The sequence below is a fragment of the Mesorhizobium escarrei genome (genome assembly GCF_935825525.1).
In the GTDB taxonomy this organism is placed as follows: Bacteria; Pseudomonadota; Alphaproteobacteria; order Rhizobiales; family Rhizobiaceae; genus Mesorhizobium; species Mesorhizobium escarrei.
This window is the reverse complement of sequence record NZ_CAKXZT010000117.1, coordinates 34,637-48,321: the sequence shown is the minus strand read 5'-3', so window position 1 is coordinate 48,321 and position 13,685 is coordinate 34,637. Positions and strand designations below refer to the sequence as shown.

9 protein-coding genes are annotated in these 13,685 nt (G+C 62.9%); 4 read left to right on the top strand and 5 right to left on the bottom strand.

All coding sequences use genetic code 11. From position 1 onward, the window contains the following. Positions 1–3: 3 nt before the first annotated feature. From accB to NMG80_RS10160, 4 genes are all read right to left on the bottom strand, one after another. Positions 4–462 (bottom strand): acetyl-CoA carboxylase biotin carboxyl carrier protein, encoded by a 459-nt coding sequence (gene accB / locus NMG80_RS10175; protein ID WP_254017968.1) that lies wholly within the window; start codon positions 460–462, stop codon positions 4–6. Between the two features lie 26 nt (positions 463–488). Continuing rightward, positions 489–923, bottom strand: a complete 435-nt coding sequence (gene aroQ / locus NMG80_RS10170; protein WP_254017967.1) for a type II 3-dehydroquinate dehydratase — start codon at positions 921–923, stop codon at positions 489–491. A 135-nt stretch (positions 924–1,058) separates the two neighbouring features. Further along, a complete protein-coding gene (locus NMG80_RS10165; RefSeq protein ID WP_254018111.1) occupies positions 1,059–1,862 on the bottom strand; it encodes a DsbA family protein in 804 nt (267 codons plus the stop codon). Between the two features lie 101 nt (positions 1,863–1,963). Continuing rightward, positions 1,964–3,358, bottom strand: coding sequence for a M48 family metalloprotease (locus NMG80_RS10160; RefSeq protein WP_254017966.1), 1,395 nt, complete (start codon positions 3,356–3,358; stop codon positions 1,964–1,966). Positions 3,359–3,555: 197 nt separating this feature from the next. Here NMG80_RS10160 and NMG80_RS10155 point away from each other — a divergent pair, with 197 nt between their 5' ends. Continuing rightward, entirely contained in the window at positions 3,556–4,704 is a 1,149-nt protein-coding gene (locus NMG80_RS10155) for a pyridoxal phosphate-dependent aminotransferase (RefSeq protein WP_254017965.1), read from the top strand. Between the two features lie 4 nt (positions 4,705–4,708). Then, on the top strand, positions 4,709–5,638 hold the full coding sequence (locus NMG80_RS10150; protein ID WP_254017964.1) for a glutaminase: 930 nt from the start codon (positions 4,709–4,711) through the stop codon (positions 5,636–5,638). A 150-nt stretch (positions 5,639–5,788) separates the two neighbouring features. Here NMG80_RS10150 and NMG80_RS10145 read toward each other — a convergent pair whose 3' ends face one another. Then, positions 5,789–8,944, bottom strand: a complete 3,156-nt coding sequence (locus tag NMG80_RS10145; protein WP_254017963.1) for an Rne/Rng family ribonuclease — start codon at positions 8,942–8,944, stop codon at positions 5,789–5,791. 690 nt (positions 8,945–9,634) lie between these two features. On the opposite strand from NMG80_RS10145, the gene NMG80_RS10140 reads away from it, so the two are divergent. Further along, on the top strand, positions 9,635–10,960 hold the full coding sequence (locus NMG80_RS10140; protein WP_254017962.1) for an N-acetylmuramoyl-L-alanine amidase: 1,326 nt from the start codon (positions 9,635–9,637) through the stop codon (positions 10,958–10,960). 216 nt (positions 10,961–11,176) lie between these two features. Further along, entirely contained in the window at positions 11,177–13,633 is a 2,457-nt protein-coding gene (locus NMG80_RS10135) for a penicillin-binding protein 1A (protein ID WP_254017961.1), read from the top strand. The last annotated feature ends 52 nt before the right edge of the window (positions 13,634–13,685 follow it).

Here is a 13,685-nt window from a genome sequence, read left to right as displayed (position 1 = left end):
GCTCTACTCGATCACGACGAGCGGCATGCCATATTCGACCGGCTGCGCATCCTCGAACAGGATCGCCGTCACCGTGCCGGCACGGGGCGAGGGGATCTGGTTCATCGTCTTCATCGCCTCGATGATCAGCAGCGTCTGGCCTTCCTTGACCTGCTGGCCGACCTCGATGAACGCCTTGGCGTCGGGCGATGGCGCCAGGTAGGCGGTGCCGACCATGGGCGAGGTCACTGCATTCTTGGACATGTCGGCCGCTGCCGGTGCGGCTGCGCCGGCCGGCTGCGCTGCCGGCGGCGCATAGGCGGGCTGCGGTGCGGCGACCGCATGGACGGCCGGCGCCTGTCGCGACACGCGCACCTTCAAGTCGCCCAGCTCGACCTCGATCTCGGTGAGGTTGGTGTCGTTCAGTATGCCCGCCAGATCGCGGATAAGCTGCTGGTCAACACCATTCTTCTTTATCGACATTTTCGAGCCTTCTGTTTGTTGGCCGGTCAGAGGCGTGCGGCCAGCGCCTGCAGCGCCAGTGTGTAGCCGATCGGCCCGAATCCGCAGATCACGCCGACGGCGACAGGCGAGACCATGGAAACGTGGCGGAATGATTCCCGCGCATGGATGTTGGAAAGATGAACTTCGGCGACGGGCAATGGCGCGACGGAGCGGATGGCGTCGTGGATGGCGATCGAGGTGTGGCTGTAGGCGCCCGGATTGATGACGATGCCGACCGCCTTGTCGGCGGCCTCCTGTATCCAGTCGACGAGGTCGCCCTCATGGTTCGACTGACGGAAATCGATCTCGAGCCCAAGCGCCGCACCTGCCTGCTTGCAATCGTCGGCGATCGCGGCCAGCGTCTTGCCGCCATAGATGCCCGGCTCGCGCTTGCCGAGCGCGTTGAGGTTGGGACCGTTCAGAACGAAAACCGTTTTCAAAATGCCGACCTTTCCCCACGCCGGCACCAGTCGGCGCGCCGGACCTCTATAATGGGCTTAAACGCCTGCGAAAAGAGCGCAAGTGGGTTCTTTCGCTGTCCACAACAGCCGAAAAATGGCTTTCGCCGAAGCCGATCAGAGTGCGGCCTTGGCCGCCTCTATCTTCTCCGCCAGCACGTCCTGGCCGAGCGCACCGAACACCACCTCATTGCCGACCACATAGGAGGGCGTTCCGGTGATGGCCAGCTTGTTGGCAAGATCGTAGGTCTTGGAGAGCGCCTCGGCGATCGACGGATCCTTCATCTTCTCGCGCAGCGTCGCTTCGTTGGCGCCGAGCGAAAGCGCTACCTTGATGGCCGCCGCTTCGGTGGCGCGTCCCTGGGCGCCGAGCAGCGCGTTGTGGAACTCGCCGTATTTCTCCGGCATCATCAGGTGGAAGGCCATCGAGACGACGCTCGCCTTCTGCGAATCCGGGCCGAGGATCGGGAACTCCTTGAGCACGAAGCGCAGCTCCGGATCGGCTGTCGTCAGCGTCTGCATGTCCTCCATGGCGCGTTTGCAGTAGCCGCAATTGTAATCGTAGAATTCGACGATGGTGACCCTGCCGTTCGGATTGCCGACGACGCCGTCGAAGGCCGAGTTGAAGATCTGGTCCTTGGCATCTTTGATGACGCCGAGACTGGCGACCCGCTGCGCCTCCTTCTGCTTGGCCTCGAGCGCTTCCTGAGCTTCCAGCAGCACTTCCGGGTTCTTCAGGAGATAGTCGCGGATGATGCCTTCGACTTCAGCCCGGTCGAACCTGGTGTCGGCGGAGGCTGCCTGGGCGATCTGCGTGGCATCGGCCTTTGCCGCCTGCGGACTTCCGGTCACGAACCCGAAACCCAGCATGGCGAGAGCGACCGCCACGCCCGTGGTGCCCAGCAGAATTGCCTTCTTCATCATCGCTAAATCCTCTTGCCTGGTCCGGCCCGGTTGTCCGACCCGATTGGTCCGACTACCCGATTGGTCCGACTACTTGTCGCCGCGCACGGCCGGACGGTTCACTTTTTCTTGCCTGATGGTGCGTAGTTTATGATGTCCTGCGCGCGGATCCAGCCCGGCTCGCCGCGCTTCATTTTCATCTGCGCGCGCATTGCGAAGATCTTGGCATCCTTGTAGGCGCCGGAATAGAAATGGCCTTCGGCGGTCGCAAGGTCGGCGGCCGGAATGTTGCCAAGCTCGCCATAGGCCTGCGCAAGATGGCGGTAACCGACGGCGTTTTCTCGGTCGCGCCCGAGACCCTTGTTTATCTGCACCACCGCTTTCTCCAGGGAATCGGGCGTGCCGACGGCCATCAGCGCCTGGCCGTAGGAAACCGGCAGCAGCCCGGATCGCGCCGGGTCGAGGCTGACCGCCTTGGCATAGGCTTCCGCGGCAGCCTTCGGTCTGTTCGCCTTCATCAGGATGTCGCCGCGCAACTCCTGGAAATAGGCGTTCTTCGGCTGTGCCTTGATCAGCGCGTTGGTCTTGGCGAGCGCCCCGGCCAGATCGCCGAAAAGATAGCTCGTCTGCGCGTCGCCATATCGCGAGGCGAGGCTACCCGGCATCTTGCGCATCAGCCGCGATGCGGCGGCCTGGCCTCCCATATAGGCGGCGATCTTGACGCGCATCATGTCATGCCGCTGCTGCAGCGCCGGCGCATCGACCTTGTCGACATGGGGGCTCTTCTTGACCAGGACTTCGAGGTTGGCGATGCGTTCGCGCGGCAGCGGATGGCTGATCCGGTAGGGGTCGACCTGCGCCCCCGACAGCGAGAGCGCGCTCTGAAAGCGGCCGAAGGTCTTCAGCATGCCCAGGCCGGACTGACCGGTGGCATTGAGATAGGTTATCGCCGAGCGGTCGGCGGTCATCTCTTCGGTGCGCTGATAGGCGAGGATACTGCGCTGCGCCATCTCGCCGCCGCCGGCCGCAACCCCCATGCCGGCGCCGGCCAGGCCCCGGCTTTTGCTGGTGGCGCCGGCGACGATGGCACCGGCGCCAAGCAGCGTCGCGATGATGGCCATCGTCTTGGCGCGTTCGAGTTGGTTGCGCAATTTTTGCTGGTGGCCGCCGGCGATGTGGCCGGCTTCATGGGCGATGACGCCGATGATCTCGTTGGGCGTTTCCGCCGACATCAGGGCGCCGGTGTTGATGAACAGGCGGGACCCGGCAACGAAGGCGTTGAAACTCTGGTCGTTGACCAGCACGATGTCGACGCCGTCTTCCGGCAGGCCCGCGGCCCTGAAGATCGGTCGCGCATAGTCGCGCACCAGCGCCTCGATCTCGGCATCGCGCACCACCGGCACGTTTTGCGCGAAGGCGCTGACCGTGCTGGTCACAGCGAGTGTCGCGGCAAGCGAAAGCGTCGCGAAGGCGCGCGCTGCCCGGGCTATCGTCGATCTGGGTCGGCTCAACATGGCAGGTCCACTGGTAGACGAGCGGGTGGAGGATGAAAAGTCGGCACTGAAACTTTACCGAACTTGTGATCCTCATATCAATCGGGCATTTGTGCGGCGCGGGACGCCAAAGCTCGGCGCCGGCAGCCGGCAAGCGCCGGCCCGAGGGCCGACCGACCCAAAGGGCCGACCCAAGCGGCGACAAGGAATGAGGTCAAATGGTTGTATCGCTTTCGCGTCGCGGCGACGTCGAGCCGTTCCACGCCATGGACGTTCTGGCGGAAGCGAATCGGCTGAAGGCCAAGGGCGTGCCGGTCGTTTCCATGGCCGTTGGCCAGCCGTCCGATCCGGCGCCGGCCCGGGTCAGGCAAGCGGCGACGAACGCATTGAAGATGGGGCGCATCGGCTACACCGACGCATTGGGTCTTGCGGGCCTGCGCGAGGCAATCGCGCAGCACTATGCCGACCACTACGGGCTGGCCGTTTCACCCGGCCGGATCGCCGTCACCACCGGATCGTCGGCCGCCTTCAACCTGGCATTTCTGGCGATGTTCGATCCGGGCGATCGTGTCGCCATCGCCGCCCCCGGTTATCCGGCCTATCGCAACATCATGGCCGCGCTCGGCATCGAGATCGTCGAGATCGAGCTCGACGGTGATGCCTATCTCCACGCCGAACTTCTGAAGGCTGCGCATCGCGAAAAGAAGCTGAAGGGCGTCTTGTTTGCCAGCCCCGCCAATCCGACCGGGGCGATTATCCCCGCCGACGAGCTGTCGGCGCTGGTGACGACGGCGCAAGAGCTCGGCATCGCCGTGATCTCCGACGAGATCTACCACCGGCTGGCTTACGCTGCGCCGGACACCACAGCACTTGCCTACGGCCCTGACGTGACGGTGATCAATTCCTTCTCTAAATACTACTGCATGACCGGTTGGCGCATCGGCTGGATGGTGCTGCCGGAAGCATTGGTGCGGCCGGTCGAACGTATCGCCCAGAGTCTCTACATCTCACCGCCGGAACTGTCCCAGATCGCCGCGATCGAGGCGTTCAAGGCAACCGCGGAATTGGAGGCGGTCAAGGCGCGCTACGCGGGCAATCGCGAGCTTTTGATGAAACGCCTGCCCGAACTCGGCTTTACCCTGGCGGCACCGATGGACGGGGCGTTCTACGCCTTCTGCGATGTCACCAGGCACACCAACGACAGCATGGCCTTCGCGCGCAAGATGCTGGCCGAGGCGCATGTGGCGGCGACGCCCGGCCGCGATTTCGATCCGCTTCAAGGCCATCGAGCCATGCGCTTTTCCTACGCTGGCAGCCACGACGAGATGGTCGAGGCGATGATGCGCATCGAACGCTGGCTGAAGTAGCGCGATGCCGGACCTCGAGCAGGCTTTGACCGAGATTGCAGCCGAGATGGCCGAGCGCACGGATCGCGGCGACGTCGCGACCTACATTCCCCAGCTCGGCAAGGTCGATCCGAAAAAGTTCGGCATTGCCGCGGTGACCAATGACGGTCGCGTGCTGATGGCGGGCGACGCCGATGAGCCATTTTCGATCCAGAGCATTTCGAAGGTGTTCACGCTGACACTGGCGCTCGGCAATGTCGGCGACGCGCTGTGGCAGCGTGTCGGGCGCGAGCCTTCGGGCAACCCGTTCAACTCGATCGTCCAGCTCGAGCACGAGAACGGCATTCCGCGCAATCCGTTCATCAATGCCGGCGCCATCGTCATTTCCGACATTCTGCTCGCCGGCCACCAGCCGCGCGAGGCGATCGGCGAGATCCTGCGCTTCATCCAGTTCCTGGCCGACGACGAAACCATCATCATCGACCGCGAGGTCGCGGCTTCGGAACGTGCTACCGGTTTTCGCAACTTGGCGCTCGCCAACTATATGAAATCCTTCGGCAATCTCAACCACGCGCCGGACCTGGCGCTGGGCGTCTATTTCCACCATTGCGCCATCGCAATGAGCTGCCGGCAGCTGGCTCTGGCCGGCCGCTTCCTCGCCAATGGCGGCAAGAACCCGGCGACTGGCCATTCCGTGGTGTCGGCCGAGCGCGCGCGCCGCATCGGCGCGATGATGCTGACCTGCGGCCACTATGACGGCTCAGGCGATTTCGCCTTTCGCGTCGGCATCCCCGGCAAGAGCGGCGTCGGCGGCGGCATTTTAGCGATCGTGCCGGGCGTGGCTTCGCTTGCCGTCTGGTCGCCCGGCCTCAACGCCAACGGCAATTCCAGGCTGGGGTCGATTGCGCTGGAAAGGCTGGCGAAGATGATGAACTGGTCGGTGTTCGCGCCATAAAGAGTTCGGGGCGCCATAAAGAGTTGGGGGCGCCATAAAGATTTGGGCGCCATAGAGATTGTGGCGCTTCAGACAAGAAAAATCCCGCGCTGTCGACAGGACAGCGCGGGATTCTTTTGGTCAAAAGATTAGGCTAAACTACCGAAAAGCTTAGAAAAAGCCTTTCCGCTGCCACCAGCCGGCACGCTTCGGCTTCTCTTCGATCTTTTCCTCTTCGGCAACAGTCGAGGACACGATCGGCTCAACCGGAGCATCCACCGGTACGGGCTTGCGTCGCGATGGGCGGACCTTCGGTTGTTCGTCGACGGCGGCTGTTTCCTCCGAAACAGGTGCGGGAGGCTCGGCAGAAATTTCCGGCTCGGCTGCCGGCGTCTCGGCAACGACGTTCGCTGCAGCCTTCTTCGGCTTGGCGGCGCGGCGCGGCTTCTTCGGCTTTTCAGCGCTTGGCACGTCGTCATTGGCCGGAGCAAGATCCACAGGCTCTTCGACCGGCATTGCTTCGACCGGCGTTGCTGCTGCCGGTTCGCCGGAGACGGCTACGCCCTCCAAGACCTCGGGACGGTCAGCCGATTCGGCAGTGCCTGCATCGACCTCGCCTTCGCCGTCTTCACGGCGATTGCGCTTGCCGCCGCGCTTGCCGCGCCGGCGCTTCTTGCCCAGACCTTCATCCGGCCCCTGACCTTCATCCGGCCCCCGAGCTTCATCAGGCTCCCGATCTTCACCAGGCTCTTGCCCGTCATCCGAAGCTTTCACCGCCTCAGCGACGCCGACCTGGTCCTCGTGGTTTGCTTCGGCGCCTTCATCGCTTGAGGCTTCGGAGACGCCATCGGCAGCGGTGGAGAGGGATGCCCCTTCCATTGGGGCGCCATGCTCGCGGTCGCGATCCTTGCCGCCGCGCCGTCTGCGGCGCTTGCGGCGCTTGCGGTCGCGGCCTTCGCCATCCTCGCTGGGCCTTGGCTGCTGCGGCTGCTGAGCCTGGCGCGGTTGCTCCGCCGGTGCAACGACCTCGTCTTCCTCCTCCTCGATGACGATTTCGTCGGCGGGCTCTTCCGGCTCGACATAGGCGGGCAAGGTCCGCACCTCGACGAAGCCTTCGGGCTTTTCAGCCAACGCGCCGCGGAAGATCGCATAATGCTGGGCGCCGACCGTGTCGTCGGCCTCGACGGTGATGGTCAGGCCGAAGCGGTTTTCGAGCTCCACCAGCGTGCCGCGCTTGTGGTTGAGCACATAGAGCGCGGTCGCCGCCGGCGTCCGCACCGTGATGTGGCTGCGCGAATCCTTGAGCAGGAATTCCTCGATCGCCCGCACCACCATCAGCGCGACGGACGAATCGGACCGCACATGGCCGGTGCCGCCGCAATGTGGGCAAGGCTTCATCGTCGATTCCAGCACGCTGGCACGGATGCGCTGGCGCGACATCTCCATCAGGCCGAAATGCGAGATGCGGCCGACCTGGATGCGGGCGCGATCGTTCTTGAGGTGGTCCTTCAGCCGCTTCTCGACGGAGCGATTGTTGCGGTTCTCCTCCATGTCGATGAAGTCGATGACGATCAGGCCGGCGAGATCGCGCAGCCTCAGCTGCCGTGCGACCTCCTCGGCCGCCTCCAGATTGGTGTGAAGCGCTGTGTCCTCGATCGAGTGCTCTTTGGTGGAGCGGCCCGAATTGACGTCGATGGCGACCAGCGCTTCGGTCTGGTTGATGATGATGTAGCCGCCGCTCTTCAGCGTCACCTGCGGCTGCAGCATGCGGTCGAGCTGCGCCTCGATGCCGTTGCGCACGAAGATCGGCGTCGCGTCGCGGAACGGCTGCACGACCTTGGCGTGGCTCGGCATCAGCATGCGCATGAAGTCCTTGGCCTCGCGATAGCCCTCTTCGCCGGAGACCAGGATCTCGTCGATGTCCTTGTTGTAGAGGTCGCGCACCGAGCGCTTGATCAGGCTGCCTTCTTCGTAGACCAGGGCAGGAGCCGTGGACTGCAGCGTCAGGTTGCGGACGTTTTCCCAAAGCCGCATCAGATATTCGTAGTCGCGCTTGATCTCGGCCTTGGTGCGGCTTTCGCCGGCGGTGCGCAGGATGACGCCCATGCCCTGCGGCACTTCGAGATCGGCGACGACCTCCTTCAGCCGCTTGCGGTCCTGTGCGTTGGTGATCTTGCGCGAGATGCCGCCGCCGCGCGCCGTGTTCGGCATCAGCACCGAATAGCGGCCGGCAAGCGACAGGTAGGTGGTGAGCGCCGCGCCCTTGTTGCCGCGCTCTTCCTTCACGACCTGCACCAGAAGGATCTGCCGGCGCTTGATCACTTCCTGGATCTTGTACTGGCGGCGCACCGGCTTGCGGCGGTTGCGCGCTTCTTCCAGCGCATCCTCGGCGCCGACCGATTCGACCTCATGGTCATCCGGATGCGATGACTGCACCTCTTCCAGCATGCCGCGATCATTGTCGGTGGACGTGGCTTCGCCGGCCGCCTCAGCCTGCGGCACGGCTTCGGAAATCACATCCGATTCGATGCTGGCGGCGATGGAATTCGGACCGCCTTCGGAAGGCCCAGCCTCGGCATGGCCAGTCCCGTCATGGCCAGTCCCGTCATGGCCAGTCTCGTCATGGCCAGTCTCGTCATGGCCAATCTCGTCATGGCCAGTCTCGTCATGGCCAGTCTCGTCATGGCTCGTTTCGTTACGGCTCGTCTCGTCACGACTTGCTTCGCTATGACTGGCGACATCCTCGCCAGTTTCCGAAGTAGCGGACGGCGCGTCGACTTTTTCGGAAACGGCATCGACGTTCTGCGCGACCGCATCCTCGTCGTGTTCGCCGCCCTCGTTGGAACGGCTGTCATTGGACCCGCTGTCGTTGGACCCGCTGTCGTTGGAATCGACAGAATCGTCCGAATCGGCCGCACCTGCATCACGCTTGTGCTCGCCTCGGTCGCGGCTCTTGCCGCCGCGGCGGCGTCCGCGCCGGCCGCGATCACGGTTCTGGCGATCGTCGCCTTCGCCGTCCTCATCGTCCTCGTCTTCAGCCTCCTGCGCTTCCGCGCGCAGCAGCGCCTGACGGTCGGCGACCGGAATCTGATAGTAGTCGGGATGAATCTCACTAAAGGCTAGGAAACCGTGACGGTTGCCGCCATATTCGACAAAGGCTGCCTGAAGCGAGGGTTCGACGCGGGTTACGCGGGCGAGGTAGATGTTTCCTTTGAGTTGCTTCTTGTCCTGAGATTCAAAGTCGAATTCTTCAATACGGTTACCGCGAACGACGACAACTCGTGTTTCCTCCGGGTGGGAGGCGTCTATCAGCATTTTGTTGGGCATTATTTCGTTTCCCCCCGGCAGCCGTCAGCCGCAGCTTGCGGGGCAAAGCCCGCCGCTGTGAGTGTGGATGAACATGGGTGCCGGGCAATTGAATGTCCGCCGGCCGCTGCCTGAGCGCCATGGCGGTGCCGCCCGCAGCCATAATGGCGCGGTTTGCTGCGGACCTTTCCATGATTGCGCTTGAAGCCATCGTAACCAGCAGAACCTTTTTGAACCAAAGCCCGGAAAAACCGGACCAGCTTGTTTGCTCGTACAGAGCCGGCGCGGGACAATCCCGGCCGTTTTCCTCACGCAGGCGCTTCCCCCGCCACGGGCTCACACCTGCGAAATTCGTCGCGATCACCTGTTGCCTTTTTCGCCTGACGCGAAAGGAGCCGTCGTTCATCTCACCTGTAGCAGGATGCTGCGGAGAAGGACGGTTCCAGGATTGCAGTGATCCACCATCGCTTTTATGATTTGGCGGGTTGGAAGGCAACCCCGATTTCCGATGCCGGCAAAATGCAGTTCCGCAACGGAAGCACGGCTTTAAGCGTTGCATGAAAAGACTTGGTTAACCTTCTCTGGATACCAACCGTTAATCGAGTTCGCGGCCTGACCGGCATTTCGACAAGACGACGACACTCCGACAAACAAGATTGGCCGACACGCAGGATTGGGCGCCTGGCGCCAAACCGGAGCAACTGGAACGAGATGGGACTGGCAGTCTTCACCCACAAGAGTGGTCGTGCCGGAGGCACTTTCTTCCACGCTGCCTACTTCCGCGCTGCCCACTTGCGCGGTGCCCGCTTCCGCGCTGCCCACTTCTTCCACGCTGCTCGTCTGCTGTTGCTGGTTGTCGCTTGCCTGGCCTTTTCGCCAGCTTCCTTTGCCGCCGACGCGCCGCTCGCCATGACGAGCTACAAAATGGCGGGTGACGCCACCAAGATGCGCATCGTCATGAATTTCGATCGCGAGCCCGACGTCAAATGGTTCCTGCTGCGCGGCCCCCACCGTCTGGTCGTCGACCTGCCAAGCACGAGATTCGCCATCAATGCCAAGGATGTAAAGGCGCGCGGCCTGGTCAGGAGCGTGCGTTACGGCGATCTCGGCGAGGGGGCATCGCGGCTGATTCTCACCGGCAAGGGCCCGTTCGCCATCGACAGGCTCGACGTGCTCAAGAATGATGACGGCAACGGCTACCGCATCGCTATCGAGATGTCGGCGGCGTCGGTGCGGGAGTTCGACATCGCTCTTGCCAATCAGGCGTTGACCACCGGCTCGACGGTTTCCTCCGACAAGGGCGGCAGAGTCGGCACCGGCCCGGTCTCCAATCCAGGCCATCGCTTCACCGTCGTCATCGATCCAGGCCATGGCGGCATCGACGGTGGCGCCGAGGGCCTGAACGGCACGCGCGAGAAGAACGTCACGCTCGCTTTCGCCACCGAATTGCGGGACAAACTTGCCGCAGTCGGCAAATACGACGTGTTCATGACGCGCGAGACGGACCAATTCCTGCGGCTGGACGACCGCGTGCGCATTGCCCGCCAGCACGAGGCCGATCTGCTCATTTCGATCCACGCCGACACGATCAGGGTCAAGGGCCTTCGCGGCGCAACCGTCTACACCGTCTCCGACAAGGCTTCTGATCCCGAAGCGCAGGCGCTCGCCGACCGTGAAAACCTTTCCGACCAATTCGCCGGCATGGAAATCAAGGACGACAACAAGGAAGTAACCGACATCCTGATCGACCTGATTCGCCGCGAGACGCACAGTTTCTCGATGAGTTTTGCCCAAACGCTGGTCGGCCAGCTTTCCACCAGTGTCGGCCTGATCAACAATCCGCAGCGTTCGGCCAGCTTCAAGGTGTTGAAGGCGCCGGATGTTCCCTCCGTGCTGGTCGAACTCGGCTATCTGTCGAATGCCAAGGACGAGGCGCAACTGCTCAGTGCCGATTGGCGCAGCAAGGCGGCCCAGAGCATAACCAATGCCATCGCCCTGTTCGCTTCAGCCAAGGCTGGAGCCGGAACCGGAGGCTGAGATGGCCCGCCGCCCGCCCACAGCCAGTGGCAGCGTTGCATGACAACAACACCCCGTACTTATATTTCCGCCATTTCGAAGCCGAAATTCCATGCTGCCGCATTTTGCCCACATGGTGGCGACATGGATTTTCGATTACCGGTCGGGATCGTCTCGAAAGCTTGCGCGAAAGGCGGCTTCGCTTAGGCAATTCCCGAACCAAGGACTGGAGCGGGCATGATTCGTCTTATTGGCTATTTCTTCGGCATCGGCACGGCGCTGGCCCTTTTGGTCGCGGCGGGCGTGGCGATCTATATCAGCCATTTGTCGAAGGATTTGCCCGACTACGAGGTCCTGGCCAAGTATGAACCGCCGGTGACGACCCGCATCCATGCGTCCGACGGTGCGCTGATGGCCGAATATGCGCGCGAGCGGCGCCTGTATTTGCCGATCCAGGCGGTGCCGGATCGTGTCAAGGCGGCCTTCCTGTCTGCCGAGGACAAAAACTTCTACAATCACCCAGGCATCGATATGACCGGCCTTGGCCGCGCAGTCATGGTCAATCTGCAGAATTTTGGCTCGGGCAAGCGCCAGGTCGGCGCCTCGACGATCACCCAGCAGGTGGCGAAAAACTTCCTGTTGTCCTCGGACCAGACCTACGAGCGCAAGATCAAGGAGATGATCCTCGCCTTCCGCATCGAGCAGGCCTATTCGAAGGACCGCATCCTCGAGCTCTATCTTAACGAGATTTTCTTCGGGCTTGGCGCCTATGGCGTCGCCGGCGCAGCGCTTACCTATTTCGACAAGGCGGTGAATGAACTCACTGTGGCGGAGGCGGCCTATCTGGCGGCTTTGCCGAAAGGCCCCACCAACTATCATCCCTTCAAATATGCCGACCGCGCCATCGAGCGCCGCAACTGGGTCATCGACCAAATGGTCGGCAACGGCTACGTCACGCAAGAGGAAGGCGCCAAGGCCAAGGCCGAGCCGCTCGGCGTCAAGCCACGCCGCTCAGGCACCTATCTGTTCGCGGGCGAATATTTCACCGAGGAAGTGCGTCGCCAGATCAGCGCACGCTACGGCGAGAATGCGCTCTACGAAGGCGGCCTGTCCGTCCGTACGACGCTTGATCCCAAGATGCAGCTCATCGCCCGCAAAGCCATGCAGAACGGCCTGATGAAGTTCGATACGCTGCGCGGCTATCGCGGGCCGCTGAAGACCATCAGCGTATCCGGCGACTGGGGCGTGCCTTTGAGCGAAGTCAAGGGACTGGACGACGTGCCCGAATGGTCGCTCGCCGTTGTGCTCGACAGTTCGGAGAGCGGCCTGTCCATCGGCCTTCGGCCGACCCGGCAGGTCTCGGGCCAACTCGTCAAGGATCGCATCGAAGGCACCGTCAGCCGCGAGGACATGAGCTTCGCCATGCGTCACGTGGTCGGCGGCAGGACCGTCAAGGCCAAATCGCCGGCGGACGTGCTGAAGCCTGGCGACGTCATCTTCGTGCAGAAGAAAGAAGGCACGGATGGGGCCTATATCTTGCGCCAGGCCCCCGAAGTGGAAGGCGGCATGATCGCCATGGATCCGCATACCGGCCGCGTTCTGGCCATGGTCGGCGGGTTCTCCTATTCGCAATCCGAATTCAACCGTGCGACGCAGGCCATGCGACAGCCGGGTTCGTCGTTCAAGCCGATCGTCTATGCGGCCGCCCTCGACAATGGCTATACGCCGGCTTCGGTGATCATGGACGGCCCGATCACCATCAAGAGCGGCAACACGACCTGGACGCCGAAAAACTACGATGGAAGGACAGCCGGCCCGGCGACCTTGCGGTCCGGCATCGAGAGGTCGCGCAATCTGATGACTGTGCGCCTGGCCAACGACATGGGCATGAAGCTGGTCGCCGAATATGCCGAGCGCTTCGGCGTCTATGATCGACTGGCGCCGTATCTGCCGATGGCACTGGGGTCGGGCGAGACGACCGTGATGCGCATGGTATCGGCCTATTCGATCATGGCCAACGGCGGCAAGTCGATCAAGCCGACGCTGATCGACCGGATCCAGGATCGCTACGGCAAGACGGTATACAGGCAGGACGAACGCGGCTGCGAAAATTGCAATGCGGCCGAATGGCAGAACCAGCCTGAGCCGGAACTGGTCGACAATTCCGAGCAGGTGCTCGATCCGATGACCGCCTATCAGATCACCTCGATGATGGAGGGCGTCGTCGAGCGCGGTACCGGCGCTACCGTCGCCGAACTCGGCCGCCACATCGCCGGCAAGACCGGAACGACAAACGACGAGAAGGATACCTGGTTCATCGGCTATACGCCCAACCTCGTTGTCGGCCTTTATATGGGCTATGATCAGCCGAAGGGTCTTGGCAAGGGCGCGACCGGCGGCGGCCTCGCCGCTCCGATCTTCAAGGACTTCATGCGCGTGGCGCTGGACGGCACGCCCAATGTCGATTTCCAGGTTCCCGAAGGCATGAAGCTGATCGCCATCAATCGCAAAACCGGCATGCGGGCCAACCCGGACGACGCCGGCGCCTTTATCGAGGCCTTCAAGCCGGGCACCGGCCCCGCCGACAGCTATTGGGTGATCGGCATGGGTGCGGACGGCTCCAACGCCTCCGGCGGCGCGCTGTCGCCACAGGCCAACCAAGCCATCCAGTCCGGCGGCGGCGGGCTCTACTGACATAGGTTCAGGGTATTTGGCCCGGCTTTCGAGCCGGCCCATTTCGCTTTAC

What these genes read in the sequence shown, in the direction of transcription:
- accB (WP_254017968.1), bottom strand. Translation starts at nt 462, where the DNA reads ATGTCGATAAAGAAGAATGGTGTTGACCAGCAGCTTATCCGCGATCTG.
- NMG80_RS10165 (WP_254018111.1), bottom strand. Translation starts at nt 1,862, where the DNA reads ATGAAGAAGGCAATTCTGCTGGGCACCACGGGCGTGGCGGTCGCTCTC.
- NMG80_RS10160 (WP_254017966.1), bottom strand. Translation starts at nt 3,358, where the DNA reads ATGTTGAGCCGACCCAGATCGACGATAGCCCGGGCAGCGCGCGCCTTC.
- NMG80_RS10155 (WP_254017965.1), top strand. Translation starts at nt 3,556, where the DNA reads ATGGTTGTATCGCTTTCGCGTCGCGGCGACGTCGAGCCGTTCCACGCC.
- NMG80_RS10150 (WP_254017964.1), top strand. Translation starts at nt 4,709, where the DNA reads ATGCCGGACCTCGAGCAGGCTTTGACCGAGATTGCAGCCGAGATGGCC.
- NMG80_RS10145 (WP_254017963.1), bottom strand. Translation starts at nt 8,944, where the DNA reads ATGCCCAACAAAATGCTGATAGACGCCTCCCACCCGGAGGAAACACGA.
- NMG80_RS10140 (WP_254017962.1), top strand. Translation starts at nt 9,635, where the DNA reads ATGGGACTGGCAGTCTTCACCCACAAGAGTGGTCGTGCCGGAGGCACT.
- NMG80_RS10135 (WP_254017961.1), top strand. Translation starts at nt 11,177, where the DNA reads ATGATTCGTCTTATTGGCTATTTCTTCGGCATCGGCACGGCGCTGGCC.